23 protein-coding genes are annotated in these 25,576 nt (G+C 53.1%); 8 read left to right on the top strand and 15 right to left on the bottom strand.

Annotated elements, in window-relative coordinates; genetic code table 11:
• Positions 1-252 precede the first annotated feature (252 nt).
• From PBOR_RS15205 to PBOR_RS15190, 4 genes are read right to left on the bottom strand one after another with little or no spacing between them, the layout of a single operon-like run.
• A complete protein-coding gene (locus PBOR_RS15205; protein ID WP_042212971.1) occupies positions 253-576 on the bottom strand; it encodes a hypothetical protein in 324 nt (107 codons plus the stop codon).
• A gap of 36 nt (positions 577-612) precedes the next feature.
• Complete coding sequence (locus PBOR_RS15200; RefSeq protein WP_042212969.1) at positions 613-1,848, bottom strand: response regulator; 1,236 nt, start codon at positions 1,846-1,848, stop codon at positions 613-615.
• 21 nt (positions 1,849-1,869) lie between these two features.
• Complete coding sequence (locus PBOR_RS15195) at positions 1,870-3,735, bottom strand: cache domain-containing sensor histidine kinase (RefSeq protein WP_042212967.1); 1,866 nt, start codon at positions 3,733-3,735, stop codon at positions 1,870-1,872.
• Positions 3,736-3,759: 24 nt separating this feature from the next.
• Complete coding sequence (locus PBOR_RS15190) at positions 3,760-4,773, bottom strand: substrate-binding domain-containing protein (RefSeq protein ID WP_042212964.1); 1,014 nt, start codon at positions 4,771-4,773, stop codon at positions 3,760-3,762.
• Between the two features lie 257 nt (positions 4,774-5,030).
• Here PBOR_RS15190 and PBOR_RS15185 point away from each other — a divergent pair, with 257 nt between their 5' ends.
• The 4 genes from PBOR_RS15185 (at position 5,031) to PBOR_RS15170 (ending at position 8,232) form a co-directional block, all read left to right on the top strand.
• Positions 5,031-5,219, top strand: a complete 189-nt coding sequence (locus PBOR_RS15185; protein WP_042212961.1) for a hypothetical protein — start codon at positions 5,031-5,033, stop codon at positions 5,217-5,219.
• A gap of 124 nt (positions 5,220-5,343) precedes the next feature.
• On the top strand, positions 5,344-6,264 hold the full coding sequence (locus tag PBOR_RS15180) for a helix-turn-helix transcriptional regulator (RefSeq protein WP_042212959.1): 921 nt from the start codon (positions 5,344-5,346) through the stop codon (positions 6,262-6,264).
• Positions 6,254-7,246: a hypothetical protein gene (locus tag PBOR_RS15175; RefSeq protein ID WP_245648190.1), complete on the top strand. Its 993-nt coding sequence runs from the start codon at positions 6,254-6,256 to the stop codon at positions 7,244-7,246. Before PBOR_RS15180 ends, PBOR_RS15175 begins: the two co-directional genes overlap by 11 nt.
• On the top strand, positions 7,243-8,232 hold the full coding sequence (locus tag PBOR_RS15170; protein WP_042212954.1) for a hypothetical protein: 990 nt from the start codon (positions 7,243-7,245) through the stop codon (positions 8,230-8,232). Before PBOR_RS15175 ends, PBOR_RS15170 begins: the two co-directional genes overlap by 4 nt.
• A gap of 15 nt (positions 8,233-8,247) precedes the next feature.
• Here PBOR_RS15170 and PBOR_RS15165 read toward each other — a convergent pair whose 3' ends face one another.
• From PBOR_RS15165 to PBOR_RS15150, 4 genes are all read right to left on the bottom strand, one after another.
• A complete protein-coding gene (locus PBOR_RS15165; RefSeq protein ID WP_052429489.1) occupies positions 8,248-10,059 on the bottom strand; it encodes an LTA synthase family protein in 1,812 nt (603 codons plus the stop codon).
• A 427-nt stretch (positions 10,060-10,486) separates the two neighbouring features.
• Positions 10,487-11,476 carry an aldose 1-epimerase gene (locus PBOR_RS15160; protein ID WP_042212951.1) on the bottom strand — a complete coding sequence of 330 codons (990 nt, stop codon included), beginning with the start codon at positions 11,474-11,476 and terminating at the stop codon, positions 10,487-10,489.
• A gap of 86 nt (positions 11,477-11,562) precedes the next feature.
• Entirely contained in the window at positions 11,563-12,288 is a 726-nt protein-coding gene (locus tag PBOR_RS15155) for an MgtC/SapB family protein (protein WP_042212949.1), read from the bottom strand.
• A 223-nt stretch (positions 12,289-12,511) separates the two neighbouring features.
• Positions 12,512-13,303, bottom strand: a complete 792-nt coding sequence (locus tag PBOR_RS15150) for an SDR family oxidoreductase (protein WP_042212948.1) — start codon at positions 13,301-13,303, stop codon at positions 12,512-12,514.
• A 192-nt stretch (positions 13,304-13,495) separates the two neighbouring features.
• Here PBOR_RS15150 and PBOR_RS15145 point away from each other — a divergent pair, with 192 nt between their 5' ends.
• A complete protein-coding gene (locus PBOR_RS15145; RefSeq protein ID WP_052429488.1) occupies positions 13,496-13,981 on the top strand; it encodes a DinB family protein in 486 nt (161 codons plus the stop codon).
• A gap of 104 nt (positions 13,982-14,085) precedes the next feature.
• Here PBOR_RS15145 and PBOR_RS15140 read toward each other — a convergent pair whose 3' ends face one another.
• From PBOR_RS15140 to PBOR_RS15130, 3 genes are all read right to left on the bottom strand, one after another.
• Positions 14,086-14,880 (bottom strand): ABC transporter ATP-binding protein, encoded by a 795-nt coding sequence (locus PBOR_RS15140; RefSeq protein ID WP_042212945.1) that lies wholly within the window; start codon positions 14,878-14,880, stop codon positions 14,086-14,088.
• Complete coding sequence (locus PBOR_RS15135; RefSeq protein ID WP_042219439.1) at positions 14,867-15,793, bottom strand: ABC transporter permease; 927 nt, start codon at positions 15,791-15,793, stop codon at positions 14,867-14,869. Before PBOR_RS15135 ends, PBOR_RS15140 begins: the two co-directional genes overlap by 14 nt.
• A 68-nt stretch (positions 15,794-15,861) precedes the next feature.
• Positions 15,862-16,938 carry an ABC transporter substrate-binding protein gene (locus tag PBOR_RS15130; protein WP_042212943.1) on the bottom strand — a complete coding sequence of 359 codons (1,077 nt, stop codon included), beginning with the start codon at positions 16,936-16,938 and terminating at the stop codon, positions 15,862-15,864.
• A 326-nt stretch (positions 16,939-17,264) separates the two neighbouring features.
• Here PBOR_RS15130 and PBOR_RS15125 point away from each other — a divergent pair, with 326 nt between their 5' ends.
• Positions 17,265-18,194: a C40 family peptidase gene (locus PBOR_RS15125; protein WP_042212941.1), complete on the top strand. Its 930-nt coding sequence runs from the start codon at positions 17,265-17,267 to the stop codon at positions 18,192-18,194.
• A gap of 101 nt (positions 18,195-18,295) precedes the next feature.
• Here PBOR_RS15125 and PBOR_RS15120 read toward each other — a convergent pair whose 3' ends face one another.
• Both PBOR_RS15120 and PBOR_RS15115 read right to left on the bottom strand, forming a co-directional pair.
• The gene (locus PBOR_RS15120; protein ID WP_042219438.1) at positions 18,296-21,004 is read right to left on the bottom strand and encodes a calcium-translocating P-type ATPase, SERCA-type; all 2,709 of its coding nucleotides are present in this window, start codon (positions 21,002-21,004) and stop codon (positions 18,296-18,298) included.
• Between the two features lie 141 nt (positions 21,005-21,145).
• Positions 21,146-21,529 (bottom strand): DUF2500 domain-containing protein, encoded by a 384-nt coding sequence (locus PBOR_RS15115; RefSeq protein ID WP_042219436.1) that lies wholly within the window; start codon positions 21,527-21,529, stop codon positions 21,146-21,148.
• Between the two features lie 215 nt (positions 21,530-21,744).
• On the opposite strand from PBOR_RS15115, the gene PBOR_RS15110 reads away from it, so the two are divergent.
• Both PBOR_RS15110 and PBOR_RS15105 read left to right on the top strand, forming a co-directional pair.
• Complete coding sequence (locus PBOR_RS15110) at positions 21,745-22,101, top strand: hypothetical protein (RefSeq protein WP_042212940.1); 357 nt, start codon at positions 21,745-21,747, stop codon at positions 22,099-22,101.
• Positions 22,102-22,184: 83 nt separating this feature from the next.
• Positions 22,185-23,057 carry a YitT family protein gene (locus PBOR_RS15105; RefSeq protein ID WP_052429487.1) on the top strand — a complete coding sequence of 291 codons (873 nt, stop codon included), beginning with the start codon at positions 22,185-22,187 and terminating at the stop codon, positions 23,055-23,057.
• Positions 23,058-23,160: 103 nt separating this feature from the next.
• Here PBOR_RS15105 and PBOR_RS15100 read toward each other — a convergent pair whose 3' ends face one another.
• Positions 23,161-23,448: a stage VI sporulation protein F gene (locus PBOR_RS15100; protein ID WP_042212937.1), complete on the bottom strand. Its 288-nt coding sequence runs from the start codon at positions 23,446-23,448 to the stop codon at positions 23,161-23,163.
• 66 nt (positions 23,449-23,514) lie between these two features.
• Complete coding sequence (gene recG / locus PBOR_RS15095) at positions 23,515-25,566, bottom strand: ATP-dependent DNA helicase RecG (protein WP_042212936.1); 2,052 nt, start codon at positions 25,564-25,566, stop codon at positions 23,515-23,517.
• Between the last annotated feature and the right edge of the window lie 10 nt (positions 25,567-25,576).

The raw sequence follows: 25,576 nt of genomic DNA, 5'->3' as shown, positions 1-25,576 counted from the left end.
GCAGTGTACAGGCTGTGTGCAGCGGGGTGGCGATACTGTTGCACAGTGTGATGTGTGAGGCGTCAAACGCACAGTGACGTGTATGTTGCGGGGTGGTGATTAGGGGTACGGCGCAGCAAGAAGCCAGCCGGAAGTTTCCGGCTGGCTTAATCCTTCTACATCGCCCCCTCCAACGGAAGCACACGCGTTCATCGGCGAATCGGCGGTTTCTTGTCATCAACTGAATATTTGGTAGCCTGCATATTGTGAAGCTTAATCCAGCTCACGGAGTGCTGTCTTGATCTCTTCCAGCTCCTGCTTCAATTGGGTGAACAGGAGACTATTACTCTCTGCAGTCTTGAGTTTGAAATTGGTCTTGCTTAAGAAAGCCATATAAACACCCGAGATTCTTCTGGTGATATTCTCCGCTTCCGCAGGCCCTGAGGACAGTCTGAAAAACTGATTCATCTGCTGTCTGGTAAGCTCCGTGAACGCAAATTTCTCCAGACACAACTCCAGGACTTCGATGCTGCCCAGTGCAGCTTGCCTGTATTCGCCGGCTGTTCCGGTATTGCTCATAGAATTGACTTCTTCCAAGTTGCGCACCCCTTGCGGTATGTATATATGAACATCCTACTCTTTTCTGCGCCTGCCGTCACCCCCATCCTCAGGCTGCACCCCTTTGCGGAACTGCAGGGGCGACACGCCGGTCTGCCTCTTGAACGCGGTGCTGAAATAATGCTGCGTCTCATACCCCGACTGCTCAGCCACCTCATGGATGCTCAGCTCTGTTGAATGCAGCAGCTGGGTGGCCCGGCGGATTCGTATTTGCGTCAAATACGTGCCGAAGGATTCGCCCAGCTCCTGCTTGAATAGGCGGCTGAGATATACAGGTGAGGCCAGAAGCTGGCCGGCCATCCCCTCCAGGGTAAGCCCATATTCGCTGTAATGCTCCTGTATATACTGCTTCGCCCGGCGGACGAGAGGTGACAGCGGCTGCTCTTTGGCCAGGGCCACCCGGCAGTTCCGGTAGGCTGAAGCAAGCTCTGTGATCTCCCCTTGTACAAGCCGGGTGCCGACTTCTACAGCAATTTTGAGATTGCTGCGCACAGCACCTTCAGCTCCGGCAAGTACCTGCTCGCCTGCGTCATCCCACAGCAGAATAACAATCAGTCCGGCGGTATCCCGGAAGATCACCTTGGTATACGGCTCCAGCAGCTCCGTGATGATATTCTCGATCGCGAACAGGAACAGCTGGCGTTCGTTCTCCTTCATCCCCGGATGCTGGCCTTCCCATCTCCAGCGGATAATGCCGATCCGCTCCGGCCGCTCCGGCGGCAGCTGCAGGAATTGCAGCTGCTCCCTGATCTCCGCCTGGCTCAGATTCCCGTCCAGCCATTCCTGGCAGAAGCGCTCGCGCAGCAGCGGGAAATTCTTCTGCAGCTGCCGGGAGGCCTGCTGCAGATGCTGGCTCTGCTGCTTCTCCGACTCCAGCTCCCCCCGGACACCGCGGAGTACCTGCATCAGCTGCTTCGGCTCAGCAGGTTTCAGAATATAGTCATTCACCTGCAGGCGGATCGACTCCTGGGCATAGGAGAATTCATCATGGCCGGTGATAACAATGATTTTGCAGCCGGGCAACTGTTCTCTCAGCTGTCTCATCAGTTCCATTCCATGCATAATCGGCATGTTGAGATCAACCAGTGCAATATGAATGGAATGGTGCACCGCCAGCTCCAGCGCCTCTTCACCGTCTTCTGCTTCAGCTACCACAGTCATACTCAGGCTATCCCAGTCTACGCATTGGCGGATGCCTTCACGGATAATCCCTTCATCGTCGGCAATCATTACTTTCCACTTCTCCGGCATGCTCGGATATCCTCCTCTTCCTTAATCCTTCTCAGGATAACTGTCACGGACCACCGGATGCCGGACGGTTACAACCGTGCCGCTTCCGGGCTCACTTTCAATCGTAATACCATACGGTTTCCCATAGGTTAGTCTAATCCGTGCCTGCACGTTCAGAATGCCGTAACCGCTCCCCGTGCTATCCGGCAGCGGCGCTTCTGTCTCCGTATGCCCGCTGTCCTGTGTCCCTACAGTATCAAGCCGCTGCTTCAGCAGAATCAACCGCTCCGGAGTGATTCCCGCTCCGTCATCGCGAACCGTAAGGTATAGCTCATTCTCCCTTTCGGTGACCTGTATAGAGAGATGTCCGGGGCCGCGGCGTTCCTTAATGCCGTGATAGATCGCATTCTCCACCATCGGCTGCAGCAGCAGCTTGAGCACATACAGCTCCTGAAGCTGCGGCTCCACTTCGATGGAATACGACAGCTTGCTGCTGTAGCGGACATGCTGGATCTTCAGATAACTGACGATATGCTCCAGTTCATCGGAGAGCGGAATCATATCGCTCCCTTTGCTTAAGCCCAGCCGGAACAGCTTGGACAGGGACTGCACCACCTCGGCAATATCCTCCGCCCCTTTACTGCGGGCCATCCAGTGAATCGTATCCAGCGTATTATAGAGAAAATGCGGTTTAATATGCGCCTGCAGACTGCGCAGCTCCGCTTCCCTCTTTTGCCGCGCCTGCAGTTCGGTCAGGGATAACAGCCGGCCAATCTGGGCCAGCATGGTATTGAAGCTGCGCCCCAGCAGCCCGATCTCATCGGAACGGTTCCCCCAGTAGCGGATCGTCAGATCGCCCGACTGCGCCTTGCTCATGAAGGAGGCCAGCTGTCCGATCGGACGGGATATGGAATATGCGAGATAGAAGGATGCCGTCATCCCCAGCATACAGACTACAAACACGAAGGTTACGACATTGAAGGTAATCTCGCGCACCCCAAAGGCTGACTCATCCATCGGAAACACGCCCATCGTTGTCCAGCCTGTAAAGGGGGACGTCCGGTAGATCAGCTGCAAATGGCGGCCGTCCACGATTTCCGAGGTGATACCCGAAGACTCGGTGAACAGGCCTGCCGGAATCTTTTGCATAAAAGGGTGCTGCGGCGCGTAGATCATCTCCCCGTTGTCGTCCACCACCGTCAGGTAGCCCGTCTTGCCCAGTGTGACATCTCTGGCCGTCTCGGCAATGACCCGCAGCTTCAGGTCGACCAGCACCACGCCCTGCACAACCTGCGTTTCAGGATCAACAATCGCCCGTACGGCGGAGACCACCTCGCTCTCCTTATAATCCACATGGGACATTACAGCGCGGCCGTAAGGGTGCCCGACAATCTTGAAGATCCCCTTGTTCTCCGCCGCCTGCTTGTACCAGGCTTCCTCCGTCAGCTGGGTACCGGAACGGGTATACATCTCATTGCTGATGAAATCGCCTTCACTATTGACCAGCATAATCCCGGCAATCTCGGAGCTGAGCGTAGTGAAGCCCTGCAGAAACTTGCGGATGTTATATTCCGCAGACTCCCCGTTGCCCGCAGTACTGTCCGGCTGTCCGTTACCCGTCACATTACCATTCAGAAATTCCTGCACACCGGGGTCAAACGAAATCAGATAGGTAATCTTCTGCAGATTCTCCACATCGTTCTCAATCGCCGTATTCACTTTGCCGATCAGCTGCACCGTGTTCTCGTTGCTCTGTTCCTCCACGATCCGGTCAACGGTCCAGCCAATCAGCAGCCCAAGCCCGATGGAAGGCAGAATGCTGATCAGCAAAAAGTGAATAATCAGCTTGTAGCGGATCGGCATATTGTTCAGCTTCAGCTTCTCCATGTTCAGGCTGCCCTTGCGCATGACCCGCTCCCCCTCTTCCGCAGCCTACTTGGCATAATAATTATCCACGTTCACCTGTGTGACCACATCTATCCCGGTATCGACCGTATCCGGTACGGGCAGCGGCTTATTGTTGGCATATGCTTCAGGGTCCGCTTCCAGGTCACGGTGCAGATGAAACAGCTCTGTCAGCGACCAGTAGCCCATATTCCAGGTTCCCTGGGCCATGGTTGCAGCAATCTTGCCTTCCTTCACCAGATCGAGTGTACCCTTATCGGTATCGAAGCTGATAATCTGCGGTGCCGGGCCGGTTCCGTGAGCTGCATCTACCGCCTCCGCCACACCGATGCCGCCATTAGATTCCGTAGCAAAAATCCCGGCCAGCTGCGGGTACCCGGCCAGCAGCTGTTCGGCAGCTTCCCGCGAGGCCACCTGGTCTCCCCGGCCATTCTTGACGGCCACAAGCGTCATCTCCGGATATTGACTGCGGATGGTATCCCTGAACCCATCTGTCCGTTCCTGATGATTATGCTGGTCAGGCGTGGTGATTATGGCCACTTCACCTTTGCTGCCGGTCAGCTCAGCCATCTTGTGTGCGGCCTGGGTTCCGGCATTATAATTATCCGTCCCCAGGAAGGAGTAGGCCTTGCTGTCCGGCGCTCCCGAATCAAATAATACTACCGGAATGCCGGCCTCCACCGCCTTGTTGATTGTCGCCGTGAGCAGCTTGGAATTCACCGCCGAAATCGCAATCCCCGCCGGCTTCTTGGCGATGGTCTGCTCCAGCACGGTCATCTGTTCATTGGCATTATGCTGGGTCGAGCCGTGATATTCCACGGACACATTAAGCTCCTCTGCCGCATCCTCGAAGCCCTTCAGTACGCTTTTCCAGTAATCAATACCGATCTGGAACGTAACCATCACATATTTATCTTCAATATTCCCGCGCAGTCCGGCTGTCTCCCACGGATCTGCCGAATCACTCTGCTGCTTGTAATTCAGCACGTAGATCAGGAAGATGCCAATCAGCAGCACATAGACGAGCCAGAGCTTTTTCACATATGTAACCCCTTTCAAGACAAGAAGTAAAGGGCACCGGCCAACTTGCCCTGATCGATGTCCAGTCTAGTCTAAGGGCTTGGCGGGTTTCCCGTCAATTACGATCCGTTTAACCGAACCGTTCCGGCTGGAGCATTCGTTAGGCGGACCAGAGGCCTTCCTCTTAGAATTATGAATCTAATGCGACATTTTATGTCGTATCAGCTGTTTTATACTGGACCAGTAACATTCAAATTGCTGAAATGAGGACTACACAAATGGTAAAAACAAAACGCGGACGGGTACTCTGGACCCTGCCCTCCCATGGCCGCGGCACCTGCCCGGTCTGCGGAACAACCAGAATTAAGCTGCTCTACACAAAAGTAAAGTCTGATGGTGAAGTTCTGAAGGTCTGCAAGCGCTGTGACAAGGCGCCGCAAGCCAAAGTAGATGCCGTAACCAAGTAGGCACAACCCTGATGTCCGCCCGGCTTCATGCTTCATGCATGGAGCCAGGGCGGCATCTTTGCCTTGTTGCGGTGGAAGTTCATCAGACGCTATACTGAAATCTGACAGAAAGGAGCGGAGCCGCATGAGCCATATTCACCGTATTCAGTGGTTTGACCAGCAAATCAGAAATGCCTGTTATCCGAACAGTAATATTCTTGCGGAGCAATTCGAGATCTCCAGGCGCCAGGCGCAGCGGGATATTGAATATATGGCGGAATCTCTGCGGGCTCCACTCCGGTATGTGGCCAGCCAGCGCGGGTATATGTACGAGGATAACAGCTTTGTGCTGCCTCATCTGTATATCACCGACGAAGAGCAGCGGGTATTGAAATATCTGGCTTACCGTTACAGCCATTATGATTATGAGAACGGCCAGACTATCCGGAGAGTCGGCGGCCTGCTGGAACGATTCACAGATCAGCCCCAGCAGCCGGGGGAATTCATGCTGCCTGTGTTTGAAGTGGATGCCCGGCGTTTGCAGGTTATCGGGCTCTTAGAGCAAGCTATTCAAACACGAAGGGTAGTCCACATCCTCTGCCGGAAGCAGCCGGATCACCCCCGGGAATTATATCTCTGTCCACTGAAGCTGAGCCACCGTCTGGAGGAAGATTATGTGGTTGCTGCCGTAGAAGGGAATTCCCGGACAGAGCTCTTTAACTTGACTGAGATCCAGCAGTTGAAACTGACGGACAGATATTTTGCAGCGGACGAAGAATTCTCAGTTGCTCCCCCGGGACAGAATAAACAGCTGAAGCCGTTCACAGCCAGAATCAGGCTGAGCGGGACACCTGCGGATTCCTCATGGGGAGGTTATACCATCCGCTCCACCGACGGAGATGTCTATGAAATTGAGTTTTATGACACGGATGCCTTTCTGGGGCAGCTGTTCAGCTCGGAATGGACCGGAATTCTGTCCCCCAAATGGCTGAAAGAGAAGGTTAGGATCAGATGCCAGAAATTAATGAATCTGCTGAATGAACAGGAGAGCCGGAGTGATCATTAACGGAATACAAATGAAGCGCGAATCCAAATCTTTTACCGATGCCCTCTACGCCATTCTCACTGCAGCCGGGTTATTCCATGGACCCAAATTCATGCTCTCCGGGCTCAGCGGGATGGCCTTCAAATTCTCCGTGCATGAGAAGCTCTTCCCCTTCTCCGTTACTGCGTATGGACAGTGGGGCAAAGAGCATGAACCGGCCATCGATAATCTCGGCATCCTTACCGGCAATAGCGGAGGGAGAACAAGACATGATTCGTTCGCCGTATATCAACAGGCTGCCATTGATAGTGTGAAGCAGAGTCTGAACCTGGGCCTGGCATGCATCTACTGGATACCGGAGTTCGGCGTTATTCACGGTTATGATGAGGAAGACCGGGTGTTCTATGTGCAGGAGGGATCGTCCAGCGAGACCCGGTATGTGCTCTACGATAACTTTGGCCTCAACATTACCCCGTTCTGGTATTGCCAGTTTATCGGGGATAAGGTGGATATTCCGCTGCGTGACGCTGTACTGGAATCACTGAGGCTTGCCCTGGAGGATTGGGAGACCCCGTACAAAACACTGCCCGATCAGAGCATTGCATCTGGCAGACTGGCTTACAGTTTCCTAATCCGGGCTCTTCAGCAGGGAGAGTTCGACAGCGGCGGTGCCGTCTATATTCTCGAATCTTACCTGACGGCGCGCTCAGAGATCCGGAGTTATCTGCAGGAGGTTAAGTCCGTATTGCCGGGACTGAATGAGGTACACAGTATTTATGCCGAGCTTGAGGAGATGGTGCGCGGGCAGTTGAAGGCTGCACTTCCGTTGATTAAGAGCAGCCGGGCGGTGGTGCACCAGCAGCTTCCCTCACTCTGTACCACCCTGCAGCAGGCGTTTGAGCTGGAGGAACGCGCGATGCAGCAGATTAGACTAATCTCCGGGCGGTACCCGGATCTGAAACGATCCATTCTGCCTAGATGGGGGGCGCATACGGCCAGATGATGAACAGAACAGAATTGGATTCAGTACCGGCGGCTGTGCATCCTCCACAGTTCACTCATTCTTATGTGGATGCCATGCACCAGGTCCTGTCGGCTAACGACTGGTTCACATTGCCCAAATATATGTTATCCGGAATGACTGCCTTCTGTTTCCGTCTGTCCGTGCACAGGCAGCTTCACCGGGACTCACCTACAGCCTATAACTGGATGGCTGAGCACACGGTAGCAGCAGATTTAATCGGCATTGTCTCCACTCAGGCGGCAGGGTTTCATTTCGCGCCTACGTTTCCGCTCTATCAGAAGCAGGCTATCCTGGAAATCCGCAAATCGCTTGAGCAGGGTACTCCTGTCATTTGCTGGAAAGATCAGTTTGTGGTGATAACCCGTTTCGATGATCACAAGCAGGTGTTCTACTACAATGAAATTTCTTCGAGAGCAGAACTTGAGCTGCCTTATGATCAGCTGGGAAGGAATGAGAGCCCTTATTGGCATTGTCAGATCTTCGAAGGACAGATCCGTAAGGACTTACGGCAGGTGCTCAGAGAATCCTTCCTCCAGGCTGTATACAAGGCAGAGGTACATGACCCGATGCTGCCGGAATCGCAGTATGCCTGCGGGCTGCAGGCTTATGATGCCATGCTGGACGCCTTGTCGCGCAATACTTGTGATGTTACCGGAGCTTATGAAACCCTGGTTTTCTATGCAGCCAGTAAGCAAGACACCTCCTGCTACACAAGAGATGCCTGTAAATATTGGCCAGAGCTCGAACCCACCGCCAGCCATTATGAGCACCTCTCTGCTGTCTATGTTGAAATCGCAGCGCGATTAAGCCAGAACCCGGTACACTCAACAATCTACCGCCGGCCCAAAGAACTGCTTGATCTCATCCGCGAAGCTAAACAGTCCGAGGCCGAAGCAATTCAGTCCATCCGCCTGCTGCTGCGCGAGCCGATCGAGAACCGCTTCCATGATGTGGGGCTGCGCTGATTCTAGCCCTTCCGGTTAGAACATTAAACCCTCCGCATACTGCTCCCCTTCCAGCAGGTCATACTCGATCAGGCGATAGTCCGCGAGCAGTTCCTCCTGGTCTGGTGTCAATTCATTCAGGATTACGCTGCTGCCGGACCCGATCAGCACATCCTTGCTGAGTCCGGGGATCTCTTCCTGCACCTGCTCCAGCAGCTTGTAATAAGCAGGAAGTGCCTGGCCGGATAGTCTAAAGACGGCCGGGCCAAGGAAGGCCGGGCTAAGTGTGCCCAGCGGCTCATTCCCGATATCATAGTTAGCCAGAAGCAGCAGCTGCGTCTCGTGCTTCAGCCTCGGCTCCTGATCCCAGCCAGCCTCTGTATAGATCCCGGCGGTCAGTGCCGGCAGATGGTCACCCCAGAATACAGCAATGGTCGGACGTTCAATCGTCAGCAGCTCCTGCTGCAAATAGGCCAGTGCCTCGTCAGTCAGCTTAGTATCCTGCACATAGGTTTCCAGCTCATCCTTCTGTTCCGCCTGCCCGCCATCTACAGTAATCGTGTTCGGTCCGTTCAGACCTTTGGTGAACGGGAAATGATTCTGCATGGTCACCAGATGCAGGAAGACCGGTCCGGATGCTGACTTAAGCTCCTTAACAGCCTCCTGCACAGCGGCTTTGTCAGAGATATAGCCGTCCGGGGTGATGCGGGCAGCATCCGGCAGATCCTTTTCACTGGTGAAGCTGTCAAACCCCAGTACCGGATAGACCCGGTTGCGGTTATAGAACGTCTCATCGAACGGGTGCAGTGCCTGTGCCTGATAGCCGCGCGATTTCAGAATACTGACGATCGACGGCAGCGAGGACATTTTGACTATCCGCTGTTGATAGGGAATCGTTCCGTCCCCCAGGAAATACATCGACAGCCCGGTCAGCGCCTCGAATTCAACATTGGCGGTATTGCCGCCGAATTCCGGAGACAGCAAGTAACCTGACGGAGTCTCATCCGCCGCCTCATGAATGAACTTCAGCGGATCTTCGCTTAAGGTATACCCCGGCAGACGCGTAGGATCAAAGAAAGCCTCATCCATCATAAACAGAATATTCGGCTGTTCTCCAGGAATGGCTGCTGCCGGTTCATCCGGCAGTGCCGAATACTTGGCTGCCACCGCTTCAACCGCTTCCCGGCTGTACCCTTCCGGCTTCTCCAGCAGGCTCTGGCGCAAATTTCCGGCAAAAGCAAAGATGAATCCGTTTTGTGTGTAGTTCACCTTCTGGTTCCAGAAGATGTTCTGGTAGTTCATAGCCGTAACAACAGACGACTGGCCCGAGACAAGCACAAGAAAACCTGCGCTCAGCGCCACTGAGATCCCGCCCAGACTTAAGCGCAAAACCAGCTTGATTCTGTTCCTCGGCAGCTTGCGGATCATGTACGCCAGACCGGCAACCACTAATATTGCGGCTATTACCGCCAGCGGTGAGATCATACCTTTGGTAATCTTGCTCATTTCACCGGCATTTTTGACCAGCATAAGATCCCAAGGGAAGAGAGGTTCTCCCCTCGTAACAAGCTTCTGATAATCGGCAACACCCAGCAGCAGACATAGTACACTGACAACCGCAGGACCAGCATATGTATTAGGCAATATCATTGAACTTAAGAGCAGGATGAAGAAAATGAACAGACTTCCTGCACCATACAGCCATGGATACCTGCCGATCCAATGCAGTGCACCCGTCAAATTCATACTAAAGGAAGCCGCCTGCAGGAAATAATTCAGTACAAATCCCCCGGCCAGCAAGACTAACAGCAAATACGACAAACGTTTGGAAGACCATAAACGCGACAAGTTCATTCACTCCTAACTGGATTAAAGGAGTAGTATACGCCTTTTAGCTTAAAGCCGCCTTAAAATTCAGTATGCAAAAGAAGTACATCTTCGTATTATGCACCTCACAGCCTCTTCCATAATCCCCGGATGTGAGATTTCCAGCACGTTATTTCCCGCAAAAAAGAGCAGCAAACTTCGCTGCTCTTTTTCTATACTCTTCACATCTATATAGCTTGAACTTGAAAATATACAATGAGGATGGAGTGGCGGAAGAGAAGTTTGAACTGTAGGAGTGGTAGCGTCCGCCTTTGTCACCGGATTTCAACCGCGAACGGCGGTATGTATCAAGAAATCTGGGGACAACAGCGGCCGGAAGTCAAACATTCTCTGCAGTCACGGCTAATCCCCATAGCGGAATTTTTCACGGTTCAATCTATATATCCCCCTACTTCACATACAGGCGGCTAGTCTCCTCCCAATACTCTCCCGGCTCCAGACCGAACAATCCGATGTCATCCGCAGGAAGATCCACCTTCGGTGCATTAACCAGATTGATCTGCGGCTCAGGACAGAAGAAGCCTTCAGTAGCGCCATTGTTCCAGATCATCCACTGCTTATAAGAGGTTCCCACATCATAGACCAGCGTAACACCGGCTTTGCTGTCGGTAAGCTCCATGCGGTTGCGGCCATTCTGGGCTACAGCGGTATAGTGGTTGTCCATTGGCGCATAGAACGGGTACAAGCCCCCGTCACGCAGAGCCACTTCATCCGCTGTCAGCTCCTGGAATTTGCCGGTCGGCAGCATCCGGTCGCTCAGCTCCCAGCGCTCGCCGATAGTCAGCTTCACGCGGTAATCCTGCGGTGTACTGCCTGGTGCGAACGGTGCATTAATGGCAGTATGGAACGCCAGCAGACAAGGCATCAGCTCTTCGCCGTCATTATGAACCAGCAGCTGTTGGGACAGGCCGCCTTCTCCCAGAGTATAGCGCAGCTTGACGGTGTATTTGAACGGCAGATATTGATAAGAAGGATGATGCTCATCCACCTTGATCGCTACAGTGACGAAGCTTTCGCTTTTGCCGCTGCCGAATTCTTCAACCTCCCAGGCTGCTGTATGTAGGAATCCGTGCAAATGGTTGCCAGTCTTGGCTTCATTAACAGGCAAACGGTAGGTTTGTCCATTCCACGGGAATTCTCCATCCTCATAACGGTTCGGCGGGAACAATACAGGAATGCCGTGAATCCCGGGGCTTGCCTTGAATGCTTCCATTTCCTCTGCGCCTGGCTCATGCAGGAAACGGTAACCGCTCTCAGTATCACGGAAGCAGATCAGGTTGCCTCCGATGCCCGGCAGAATGGCAGCCTCATAACGTCCGGCTTTGAGCCAGACTGCAGCTTCTCCCTCATATTGTCCTTCAAATGCAGTAATCGACATAATATTATTAATCTCCCTTCCATAAGCTCATAATGACTCTCTCATAGATAGAGTACCACATCTGCCGGATCGGCAACATGTCATTTTTACAGCTGTTCCACTTCGACGCTCATGACATGCTCAATTTTCTTCACATCATAATAGATTTCTGTAGCATAATCACGGTCCGGTGCAGAGATTACCATATCAATCATTTGTCTCCCGTCCTCCAGATCCTTGATCTTCATCCGCCGGATGGTCCGGCCGGTTTTACGGGTTTTGCGCTGCTCGGTGATGATATGGCGCTGTTCAATTTTCTGGATCACATCAGTCAGAATGTAATTGGGCTCCATGATGATTTTAATCGAAATCTCATGTTTGTTCAGCACCTCGGGTCCGATGGCCTTGATAAGAAGGGGTACGGCATTGACCGCGAACATCAGCAGCACAACTGCATATCCCGCTTCTACATAAAATCCCGCGCCGACCGCAATCCCGATACCGGATGCCGTCCAGATCAGCGCCGCCGATGTTAATCCGGAGATCGCGTCCCCGCCTCTGCGCAGAATCACGCCCGCACCGAGAAAACCGATACCGCTCACAATCTGCGCTGCAAGACGCATCGGGTCCATATTGGGATGCTCCGGCCCGCCGAACTTGTCATACGCATGAATCGAGACCAGCGTTACCAGACAGCTGGCGATACTGATGACCATACTGGTCCGGATTCCCAGCGGTTTCTGTTTCAATTGCCGGTCAATCCCGATGAACAGCCCGAACAGCATGGCCACAAGCAGCTTCACAATCGACTCCGTGTGCAAATCAATATTCATTGTTGTCCTCCTCTCCATGACAGATAGAATCAGTATACCTGAAAAGCACTGCAATCTTTACTGTAATTTTTCGCAAGCAGATTTAAAAGAAAAAACGGACGTCTGCACCTCTGCAGCCGGTCATCAATCGGTACCTGATGAGCTCCGGCAAAGGGACAACGTCCGCTTCAGTTAAAGGCTGCACTTCACCCATTATATGAGTGTTAAAGTACGAATAGAAGAATCAGCCATGCAGCAGCGACTCTGCTCCATCACAATAAATCTCGGTTCCTGTGATATGATCCGAATCTGCAGAAGCCAGGAACAGCGCCAGCTTAGCCACCTGATCAGGACGACCGGGCCCCTTTTCCAGCGGCTGTCCGCCATCCGGGAATTCAACCTCGATCTGCACCTCCTTAAGATCATCCGAAGGGTACGTATTGTCATCAATATTTGTGGTAATTGCACCTGGGCAAATAGCATTCACGCGGATTTTGTACTGGGCCAGCTCCAGCGCCGCCATTTTCATAAATGCCACCTGCCCGGCTTTCGTAGTGCTGTACGCCGAGAATCCGATATTGGAGAATACCCGGTTGCCGTTGATGGAGCTGTTGATCAGGATACTGCCGCCATGCTCCTTCAGATGGGGGATCGCATATTTAACTGTAGCGAAGGTTCCGCGCAGATTGATCTGAATCGTCTGATCCCAGGACTCAATATCCATCGTTTCGATCGGTGTCATCGCACCGTTAATCCCGGCATTCGCGAACACGATGTCCAGCTGTCCCCACTTGGCGACAACCTGCTTCACGGCTTCCTCCACCTGCTGCGGCTCGGCAATATCACATTCAAACACAGCGGCTTGCCCGCCCTCCTGCTCCACCTGCCGGACCACCTTCTCAGCGTTCTCCACAGTCCGGTCCAGAAGCGCTACCTTAGCTCCGTTTCTGGCGAATTCCAGTACCGACGCCCGGCCAATGCCTGAGCCGCCTCCGCTTACGATGGCAACCTTGCCTTCCAGTTTCTTAGTGGTCATATGTGTAGTTTCCTCCTAAGGTCGTTATTGTTCAAGTAAGTTCTTTCCTTAAATTATACCTCTCATACCGCATAGTGAATCGTTTGGCCTTGCTGTTTTGATAAAGCACATTTGGGGATATAATTTAAGAAGCATGAATGATATTGGTTTTAGACACGCCTTTATTTTTCTACACAGAGGAGATTATTACTCATGATGAAACATAATGAAGAGATTCGTGATCAGATCTGCGCAGCTGTCTCCGGCCTCTCGTCCGAGACCCTGAACCGGAAGCCTGCCGAAGGCAAATGGTCACCTGTACAGGTGATGGAGCATTTGTATCTGATGGAAAAAGCGATCACCGCCGGGATTATACAGGCGCTCGCTGCCACGGAAGAAGCTACCACTGAACCGAAACCCTATCAGCTGACGCTCGACCGTAACCGGTTCATCGATGCTCCTCCCCACCTTGTGCCTTCAGAGGATTTCATTCCGCTAGGGGATGTACGGGCCCGGCTGGACCAGTCCCGGTCTGACCTGAAGACGGTGCTCGACCAGAGTGAAGAAAGCCTGTGGAACCGCAAGCTATACCCACATCCGGTGTTCGGTCCGATGGATGTCGCCCAGTGGGTGGATTTCATCGGCATACATGAAGAACGGCATCTGGCTCAGCTGAAGGAAGCACTTGATGGGATTTGAACGGATCCTGCGCACTATTAGAAATTAAAAGTAAACACCAAAAAGGCTTGAGCAGCTGTCCAAGTAACAGACAGCTCTCAAGCCTTCTTCAGGTTCAATCCTGCTTATCCCAGCATCATCCGGTCATCCGCCAGCTTATGGCCGCTGATTGCTTCGAATTCACCAAGCAGCCGCTCTACCGTCAGATCCTTCTTGCGGGACTCATCAAAATCGAGAATGATCGATCCCTTGTCCATCATGATCAGCCGGTTACCTAAACGGATGGCCTGATCCATGTTGTGGGTGACCATCAGTGTAGTCAGCTTCATCTCACGGACAATGGATTCCGTAAGTTTTGTGATCAGTTCAGCGCGCGAAGGGTCCAGCGCGGCTGTATGCTCATCCAGCAGCAGAATCTGCGGCTGGGTGAAGGTCGCCATCAGCAGGCTGAGTGCCTGCCGTTCACCTCCGGAGAGCAGCCCCACCTTAGCGCGGAGCCGGTTCTCGAGGCCAATGCCCAGCTTGCTGAGCTGCTCACGGAACAGCGTGCGTCTGGACGCATTCACCCCGAAGGACAGACCGCGGTTCTGGCCCCGCTTATAGGCCATGGCCAGGTTCTCCTCAATGGTCATGTGCGGCGCCGTACCGGCCATCGGGTCCTGGAAGACCCGGCCAATCCAGCGGGCGCGCTGGTATTCGGCCAGATTGCTGATGGAGCTGCCTTCAATACGAGCTTCACCGAGATCCGGCTTCATTACACCTGAGATGATGTTCATTAATGTCGATTTACCGGCCCCGTTGCTGCCGATAATAGTCACGAAATCTCCGGCACTGAGTTCCAGATCAATGCCCAGCAGGGCGATCTTCTCGTCAGGTGAACCGGGGTTGAACAGCTTGGATACATTATCAAGCTTTAGCATCGGCTGCCCCTCCTCTCTTGCTGCTGCGCGTCAGTTCCGCAAGCTCTTCGGTCCGTCTGCGGGCCATCGTCTTCTGCTTCACGAACCGCTGAACAGACGGGAAGACGAGGGCGATGATAACTATAATAGCTGTAATCAGCTTGAGATCCGAAGCCTTGAGCCATGGCACACGCAGAGCCAGCGCCACAACAATCCGGTAGACGATCGAGCCCAGCACTACAGCCAATGTAGCGCGGAAGACGCTGCCCGCACCGAATATCGCTTCCCCGATAATTACCGAAGCCAGCCCGATAACAATCATACCTATACCCATGGATGAATCGGCAAACGTAGAATATTGAGCGATCAGCGCACCCGAGAGGGCCACCATTCCGTTCGCCAGACTGATGCCGAGAATAGTCGTAGTATCCGTATTGACCCCGAAGCTGCGGATCATCCGGGCGTTGTCGCCCGTAGCCCGCAATGCAAGTCCAAGGTCTGTACGCAGGAACAGATCCATCAGAATCTTGACCAGCAGAACCACAAAAGGCATTACCAGCAAAGGATTAACAGTGCTAAACAGGGACTCCTCACCCATTAAGGATACATTGGGACGGACGAGAATCCGCAGATTGATGGAATACAGCGCAATCATCATGAGAATCCCCGATAGCAGGCCGTTGATCTTCCCTTTAGTGTGCAGGAGTCCTGTACACATGCCTGCTGCCATTCCGCCGAGCAGTGCACAGAATGTTGCCAGCAGCGGAGAATAACCGTGGGTAATCATGACCGCAGCAATCGCGCCGCCGGTGGTGAAGCTTCCATCCACAGTTAAATCCGGGAAATCAAGAATACGAAACGTAATATACACCCCGAGTGCCATAAAAGCGTACAGCAAGCCCATTTCCAGGGCGCCGATTAATGAATTATACATAGATGACTTCCCCCCTCAAGCGGCAAAGGGCGCCCGTATTGGAAACGCCCCGTTATAATGACTGTATTTTATTGAATAATGTTATTGTCCGGATCTGCTACTTCAGCCTTCATGGCGTCCGTAACTTCAATGCCCTGTGCTGCTGCCGCTTTGAGGTTAAGAATGAGGTCCAGCTTCTCCTGCATCGTTACCTTCAGATCACCCGGGCTTGTGCCGTTCTTAAGCACTTCTACTGCCATTTCGCCAACCTGGTAGCCATGATCATAGTATTTGAAGCCCACGGTTGCAAAAGCACCCTTCTCCACTGTATCACGGTCTGCAGAGAAGAACGGCAGCTTGTTGTCATTAGCCGTCTGAATAATTGTATCCACACCGCTTACAACGGAGTTATCCAGTGTAATATAAAGGGCATCCACACGTCCTACAAGGGATTCAGCTGCCTGCTTCACCTCTGAAGTATTCGTGATAGCTGCCTTCACCAGCTCAATTCCGTGTTTGTCCAATTCTTCTTTGGCGATATCCGCCATAACCACTGCGTTAGGTTCACCTTCATTAATCACAAGCCCAAGCTTCTTCACATCCGGGAATTGGGTAGCGATGAAATTCATCAGACGTGTAATTGACTCAGGGTTCGTATCTGATGCGCCGGAGACATTGCCGCCGGGATGATCCAGATCACTTACAATCTTGGCATCCAGCGGGTCAGTGACAGCCGCGAACAAAACCGGCGTATCCTTGCTCACATTCTGCACAATGGATTGTGCGGACGGAGTGGCGATCGCCAGCACCAGATCGTTCTTGTCACCGGCAATCTTCTGGGCAATGGACAGGTTGTTCGCCTGATCCGCCTGGGCATTCTCCAGATCTACCGTCAAGTTCTCGCCTTCTACAATGCCGGCATCCTTCAATGCTGCCAGGAAGCCTTCCCGTGTAGCATCCAGCGACGGATGTTCTACATATTGCGAGATGGCGATCGTGTAGGATTTCGTATCCGCAGAACCGTTGTCTGCCGGAGCGCTAGTTGCGTTTGCCGGTGTATTTCCTGCATTTGCTCCATTATTTACCGCTGCATTATTGTTGCCGCAACCTGCTGCCACCAGCATCAAGGACATACTAAGGCCAAGCCAAATGTGCTTTCTCTTCATCAGATAACCCCTCTTCTTTTACGGTTTCAGCGCGCGAACCTGGGTTAGCGGTTCAGCATTATCGCTTTCATCTTTGAAAGCATTAAAGCAAATGCTCACACCATTTCCGCATCCACTGCCGTAATCTATTAAACATATATTATATGTAGGTTGATTTTCCGTCAATCATTTATCACGGCTCCATATTTTACAAAAAACGCACAATGGACTGATCATTCGACAAGAACAGGCCTGTTACTCTTGACATTGATTGCTAAAGCCTGTTTCACATAAAAAAAGCCGCCCTGCACAAACTTTACTTAAAGTTTGAAGATGGAGCGTGCCAAATGCCAATAATCAATTCATACAAAACTGCGGCCACAGCCGCAGTGCTGACTGCCGTCATTCTTGGTTCCACCGCCTGCAGTTATTCCAGCAAGGACGATACCCCGAAAGTGAATTCAATTACGCCGGCAGGAACTTTTGCCGGGAGCTATTATGAGAAGAATTCCATTACAGACAAGGAAGGCAAGTACTGGATTCCGCTGAAGTCGGCCGCTGCCTCCATCGGTTACAGGATGAAGGACGATACTTCAAGCGGTGGTTACACCAAGCTGGGCTACAGCGATGTAATGTACATGCTCCGTCCGGATTCCAGCCAGGTTTTCTCCCTGGGGGAGAAGATCACCCTACCGGACGTTCCGATCCGCCGCGAAGGCCAGATCTACATCACGCCCAATGCATTATCCAAGCTGCTGCAGACCGAGGTTGGCTGGAACCCCAGCACCGGAGAGATTAATATTGCCGCCCCTTCCGACAGGGATGTTACCACCAATACAGGTGCAGGTGGAGCCGCTAAGCCGCTGCGGATCCAGAGCGTCTCCAATGTGGATACCGGAGAACTGATCTCCTATGCCAAGAAGTATCTCGGTGTCCCTTACGATTTCGGAGCCGGACCCTATGAGGAAACCAAACGGTTTGACTGCTCATCCTTCACCCGGCATGTATTTAAGAAATTTGGTGTCGATCTGCCCCGGCTGGCCAAAGACCAGGATAATATCGGCAGGCGGGTATCAAGGAGCGAGCTGGAGCCCGGGGACTTAATTTTCTTCACCGTGCCCGGACGCTTCGAAAGTGATGCTGTTCCCGGTCATGTGGGTATCTACATGGGCGACGGCAAGTTCATTCATACTTGGGGAGATCCGGGAGTGCAGATCAGTGAGCTGGACTCCGGTTACTGGAGCAATGTTATTCTGCACATGCAGCGGGTGTTATAATCCCCTTAACATAACAAATGCAAGGAAGATTGCGGGCTTCTGCCGAAGCTCCGGTCTTCCTTGCATTTTTGTATGCGGATCCGCCATTAGCCGTCCACATATTACTCCCAGTTCTTACTGCGTCCGCTCAAGCGGAGAACCAGCTTCACCAGTTCCACGATAAGTACAATCGCCACTGCGGCACCACAGACAATCCCCCACTGCAGGCCGCTCAGATGCTGCACTCCGAACCATTCATTCAGCCCGGGAATGATAATAACCAGCACCAGCAGAAGTCCCGAGATGACTGAAGCCCCCAGCATATACCGGTTGCTGAACAAGCCGATCTGGAACAGTGATTTCGTATTGGATCTGACATTGAATGCATGGGTGAGCTGCAGCAGTCCGAGTGTAGCAAAAGCCATCGTGACGGCAACGCCTTCATCATAATGGGTGTGTGCCCAGTAATACACCAGCAGAGTCAGTGCCGCCTCAAGCAGTCCCTGATAGATGATTCCAATCCCCACGCCTCCGGCAAAAATACTGCTGCTTGATTTACGCGGTTTTTTCGACATCACATCGCTTTCTGCTTTCTCAAGTCCGAGCGCGAGCGCCGGAAGAGTATCTGTGACCAGATTAATCCAGAGAATATGAATCGGTTCAAGAATCCGCCAGCCGATCAGCGTCGCAATGAACAGGGTCACCACTTCCCCCAGATTGGCCGACAGCAGGAACTGGATCGCTTTGCGGATATTGCTGTATACCTTGCGGCCTTCCTCCACAGCAACGACAATCGTAGTGAAATTATCGTCGGCCAGCACCATATCGGATACGCCTTTGGCTACATCTGTTCCTGTGATACCCATTCCCACGCCGATATCCGCTGATTTCAGCGCTGGTGCATCATTAACCCCGTCACCGGTCATGGCTACGATCTTGCCCATTTGTCTCCAGGCCTTGACGATACGTACCTTATGCTCCGGCGATACACGGGCGTACACGGAATAATCGGCCACTCTTGTGGCAAAATCCGCCTCGCTTATCTGATCCAGCTCACGGCCGGTCAGCACGGCCTTGTCATCGTCGATGATTCCAAGCCGCTTGGCAATGGCTGCAGCCGTGTCCCGGTGGTCCCCGGTAATCATCACCGGCCGGATGCCCGCCCGTCTGCAGACGGCAACCGCATCCCGGACCTCCTCGCGCGGCGGATCGATCATTCCGGTCAGTCCGACAAACACCAGCTCCTTCTCCGTCACTTCCGGCGAAGGAGCAGCAGGCTGCTCTGCATGGTCGCGGTAAGCAAACGCCAATACCCGCAGCGCTTCGTCAGCCAGGCTTTTGTTGCTGGCCGTAATCCGGCTGATATGCTCCTCCGTCAAGGGCAATACATTGCCATTCTCTTGAATATGGCTGCATTTAGACACCAGCACATCCGGCGCTCCCTTGGTCAGCACCCGGAACTCCCCGTTATCCAGCTTATGGATCGTCGTCATCAGCTTGCGGTCCGAATCAAAAGGCAGCTCATTCACCCGCGGATAATGCTGCTCCAGCTCCCGTTTGTCTGTTCCGATGCTGAGTGCGAAGTCAACCAGCGCCGTTTCGGTGGGATCACCGATAATGGCTTTGCCGCTCCGGGTGCCTCCCGCCGGGCCGGGTTTCCCCCCTGCCTGAGCTCCATCCGCCTTAGTCCCGTCAGCACTCTTGCCTTCGTCTATGCTGGAATCATTGCAGAGGGTCATCGCCTGCAGCAGCAGCTCACCGCCTGGCGTTTCGTTAAGTTTCGAATCGGCTTCGACCGTCTCTCCGCCCACATAAAGCTTCTCTACGGTCATCTTGTTAAGTGTTAATGTGCCCGTCTTGTCAGAGCAGATAATCTCTGTACTGCCCAGTGTCTCCACCGCAGGCAGCTTGCGGATAATTGCCTTGCGCTTAGCCATCCGCTGCACGCCTAGCGCCAGAATGATGGTTACGATAGCCGGAAGACCTTCAGGAATCGCCGCTACCGCAAGGGAGATGGAGGTCAGCAGCATATCAAGCAGCTCTCTGCCCTCCAGCCAGCCGACTACGAAGATAACGACACAGACGCCCAGAATAATGAACGTGAAATATTTGCCAAGCTCATCCAGTTTTTTCTGCAATGGGGTAACTTCATTCTCCGCCTCTGAGATATAACCGGCGATCCGGCCCACTTCGGTCTCCATCCCCGTAGCCGTTACTACACCAACGCCCCGGCCATAGGTAACGCTGCTGCTCATATAAGCCATATTCGTCCGGTCACCGATTACAAGATCGTTGCCTTCCAGTACTCCTGACTGTTTATCCGAGGGCAGGGATTCCCCGGTCAGCGCTGCCTCCTCCGTCTTCAGTGACGCCGCTTCCAGCAGACGGAGATCAGCGGGCACCACATTGCCTGCTTCCAGCAGTACGATATCGCCGGGCACCAGCTCCTCGCTTTTGATCTCTGTAACCTGCCCGCCCCGGCGGACTCTCGCCTGCGGAGAGGACATGCTCTTGAGCGCCTCCAGCGCCTGCTCGGCTTTGTTCTCCTGAATAACGCCCAGCACCGCATTCAGGACAACCACCAGCAGAATAATGACGGTATCCGTCCACTCACCGAGTATACCCGAGAGTACAGCAGCCGCCAGCAGGATAAAGATCATAACATTCTTGAATTGCTCAATAAATTTGGCCAGCAGCGATTTGGACTTGGTTTCTTGAAGCATGTTTTTGCCGTAACGTTCCAGCTTCCGCGCCGCTTCTTCTGCAGTTAAGCCTTCTCCCCTGCTCTCCAGTTGCTTTAGCACCTCAGCCGTATCCAGTGTGTGGAACAACACACCAGCTTTACCCTTGGTATTAGCAGAATCTGAATTCAAGCCATCCGCTCCTTCTATAGTTTATTTAGTGCAGTGAAACCCTTATATGGAGTTTTACCCAAAAATAGCAGGAGAATTCTGAAAACATATGTAGATTTATCAAAGGTTACGCCTGCTATGACGTACGAATCCTTTGAACCGGGTTCCCTTGCTGGACAGCTCCCCCCTGTCTCCCTCAACGATCAGACCATACGCTTTAGCTTTCACTTCCAGCTCCTTCCGGCTCCCGTTCTGGAATTCAAAGGTTACATAGTAGCTGGTGTGAGTACCCGCATGCCCTCTGCCTCCCCACACTTCCGACCGTTTAGTAACAGCTGTCGCCACCCTCGACTCGAGCGGGCTGGCATTATTGGTCATCCAAATCTTCAGTGCCCTGGCAATAGTGTAAGCAACAAAAACTGCGATCAGCAGCAGCACCAGCTTTAATAAAAACGGGCCTTCCGAGAAAAAGCCGCCCTGGGAGCTTGATACTGTAAGATTCATAAATCCGTCAAAAAAGCCCTCATTATGCAAATTAAACGCTCCTTTGTTAAAAATAATTATTAAATGTTCATTTTACTAGGGAATACGCGCTGTACCGCCTGCGGTTTCGCATTTTCATGACATTTCCCCCAAAAAAACCGTGCCGGAAATTTGGTCCTGCCCAGAATCATATGTTATGCTTTAACTACAATATACAGAAAGGAGGTGTTCTCTTGATGACATATCTAGTGCGCTTGTCCATTTCTAAGCTGCTGAAGGCGGCCTTCGTACCCGTGCTTCTCCTGACCTTTCTGGCTGCTTCTTCCCAGATGCTGAACGAACAGGAGGCTTCTGAAGTGCAACATGCCAGACTGGAGCGTTATGAGCATAAAATGGCGCAGCCTGTCCGGGCGCACAGCACAACGTTCCATTACATTCCTTCCGCGCGGCTGGCCCATCCTGAGAACCTGCTGGCGCTTCATCCGGAAGCGTCGCTGCCTCTGCTCTGTGTGTCGTTCTTCCCCATTATTTACATCATTCTGAAGCGACTCCTGCTGTATCCGCTGAAATGCACATCACACTTTATAAGGTAACGGCTTACCAATAAGTTAATATCATTCTCTGGCTGAATCAATCGAACATAAATTCAGGTTTCCTGCTGAAAGGAGGAAATCCATTGAAAATCAGATATAGAGGGGCTGCCCCCCTGCGTCATTCCAGAATACTTCGTCTGCTCTCCGTTATAGGCGGGGGATTGCTCGCTGCTGTAGGACTGGAACTGTTCCTCATGCCGCATAAGCTGCTCCCCGGCGGAATCGCCGGATTATCTGCTCTGCTGTCGCATCTGACCGAAATGCGTCTTGGCTTATTTCTGTTCCTGTTTAACCTTCCGTTCATTCTAATGTCGCGCAGACAGATTAATCTCCGCTTTGCCCTGTATACGATGCTCGGATTAGTCTGTCTGACGGCAGGCTCACTGGCCTTGCACCACTTTCCTGCAGCTGCCAGCGAACCCCTGCCCGCTGCTATAGCCGGCGGACTGTGCCTGGGGTTTGGACTTGGCATCTCTGTCCGTTTCGGAGGGATTACCAGCGGAAGCGAGAAGCAGGGAGTACGGCTGCTGAACGGCGGTCCGCCCAAATCTGCTGAAATGGGCATCATGCTGTTCAACTGTGCCATTCTGCTCTTTGGCGGTTCGTTATTCGGCTGGGATCAGGCCATGTACAGCATCATTGCTTATCTGCTAGCCTTTGAAGCCCTGCGCTTCTCGCTAAGGGACTTGTCCCTCTCACAGGCTGTCTGGATTACCAGCAGCAACTGTGAAGAGATCCGCCGCAAGCTTCAGCAGTCGCTTGACCGCGAAGTTAAACTCGTCAGGTCCACCGGCCCCGAGGGACAGCCGGGCACCGTCTTCTGCCTGGCGAGCAGACTGGAGGAAGAGGAACTGGCTTCCATCGTCCATGGATGCGACCAGGACAGCAAGATCGTCATCAACGCAGCCCGGAGCAGCCGGATTTCAGCGCTTTTCCGTAATCACCCGCCCGGATAACCGGTAATCTATCCGGACAATACAGATAAACTAAAAAGCGTTCCCGCAACCAGTTGCGGGAACGCTTTTTAGTTACTTCAGCCATGGGGCAGAATCCGCCCGTTCAGCGGAACATCCCCCATAAGCGGATCAAATGAAATGTATTGCTTGGATCGATTTTCTGGGCAATAACAAACTTCACAATTTGGTCTTCCTGTGCCGACGTCAGCTTCTCATTCATCACTGCAGAAGCGTTGCGCACCAGCCTGCGCACAACGGCAGTGTTCTGCAGCTCTTGCTTGGAAATCCCGTTAATCATATTCTTGATACGTTCCTTAACCGCCGGATTCTTCATCTTCATCTTAATGCGATCCACCAGCGCAGGACTAATTCCGAACTGCTGATAACCCAAGCATAGCACCTCCCGTCATATCCAATCATTCACAGTATATGAGGGCAGGTCTCCGCATGTGCCTAATCAGTCAATTAAATCCCCCTGGAAGATTTGCTCCTGCTGTAAGTACCCGCGCAGCGGGGCATAATCCGCCGATGTCCAGAACGCGGCATCCCGCAGCAGCTCCGCAGCATCATCACGAGCCAGCTCCAGCGTTTCGAAATCGGCTGTCATATCCGCCAGCCTGAATTCCGGCAGCCCGCTCTGCTTCGTCCCGAAGAAATCCCCCGGTCCCCGCAGCTCCAGATCACGCCGGGACACCTCGAAGCCATCATCCGTATCCGTCATGGCCGTCATCCGCTCTCTGCCAATCTCCGATTTGGGATCTGCCATCAGCACGCAATAGGAAGCATGCTCCCCTCTGCCGACCCGTCCACGCAGCTGGTGCAGCTGGGACAGGCCGAAGCGGTCGGCATCCATGATGATCATCAGGGTGGCATTCGGCACGTCTACCCCCACCTCTACGACCGTCGTAGAGACCAGCAGCTGCACTTCGTTGCTGTAGAAGGCACGCATCACTTCATCCTTCTCCGCAGGCGTCATCCGCCCGTGAAGCAGCCCTACCTTGTAGTCCGGGAAAGCCTGAGACATCTGAACATGCAGATCAATTGCATTCTGCACATCGAGCTTCTCCGACTCCTCAATGAGCGGACAGATCAGATAGGCCTGCCGGCCTTGCTCTATCTCGCGGCTGATCAGATTCAGCACCCGCTCCATCAGATCAGGCTTCACCCAGTAGGTCGTAATGGGCACCCGACCCTTCGGCCGCTCCGACAGCGTAGACACATCCATGTCGCCAAAAACAGTGATAGCCAGCGTACGCGGAATCGGGGTTGCCGTCATTGTGAGCACATCCGGATTGTAGCCCTTGCGCCGCAGGACGCTGCGCTGGTTCACCCCGAACCTGTGCTGCTCATCTGTGACTACAAGCCCCAGGCTGCGGAAGAAGACATCATCCTGTATTAACGCATGGGTTCCGACGACAACATCCAGCATTCCCAGCTGCAGGGAAGCCAGCAGATCCTTGCGTTTGCGTCCGGTCACACTGCCGGTCAGCAGTCCAACGGTAATTCCGAAAGTCTCAAACATCCTCGTGAGCGAGCGCATATGCTGCTCGGCCAGGATTTCAGTCGGCACCATCAGTGCCCCCTGGAACCCTGACCTTACAGTGGCATACAGTGCGATCGCCGCCAGTACCGTTTTGCCGGAGCCTACATCCCCCTGGAGCAACCGGTTCATACAGTACCCTGAACGCATGTCATGCAGAATCTCCAGCTCCACATGCTTCTGGGCATCCGTCAGCTCAAACGGCAGGCTCCGGACAAACTGCCGTACTGTCGCATTGTCCACCGTATGGACCACACCGTCCATTCTGCCGCGGTTAAGGACCCGGAAGGCCTGTACCTTCAGCTGGAACAGGAACAGCTCTTCATAGACCATTCTGCGGCGCCCCTGCTGGCCTTCCCGGGTATCCTCCGGCTGGTGGATCGTAGCAATCGCCTTTTTACGCGACATGAAATCATACTTGCGCATAATACTGTGCGGCAGTATTTCCGGAATCAGCTCCCCGTACTGCTGCAGGCCCTGATTAATGACCTTGCGGATCCAGGACTGCGTGATTTTGCCGCCCACAGAGTACACCGGCTGCAGGGTCCCTGTCTTGCCTTCTCCGCGGTCCGGAAATTCATAATTGGTTACGGTAATCTGATTGCGTTTCTGATCCCATTTCCCGGTAAGGACTACTTCACGGCCCACTGTCAGCTGCTCCCGCGCATAATGCTGGTTGAACCAGGTTGCCGTGAACATCCACGGCTCGGCCACCATCTTGCAGCTCATACGTGATTTGCCCCCGAAGCGCTGCAGCACCGGTATGCCGATCACCTTAGCTACGACGGTTGCTTTATCGCCATGCTTAACTTCACTAAGAGACTTAGGCCGGAAATCCTCATAACGGAAGGGGTAGTATTCCAGTAAATCCTTCACTGTAAAGACGCCAAAGGCGTGAAGCTCGCCTTGCTTTTGAGCGCTCACGCCAGTTATTTGTTTCACTTCAATTGATTCCAAAGCCACCACCATGTTCATCCCC

The sequence above is a fragment of the Paenibacillus borealis genome, from assembly GCF_000758665.1.
In the GTDB taxonomy this organism is placed as follows: domain Bacteria; phylum Bacillota; class Bacilli; order Paenibacillales; family Paenibacillaceae; genus Paenibacillus_AQ; species Paenibacillus_AQ borealis.
The sequence above is the reverse complement of the archived record's forward strand: the minus strand, read 5'-3'. Positions and strand labels throughout refer to the sequence as shown.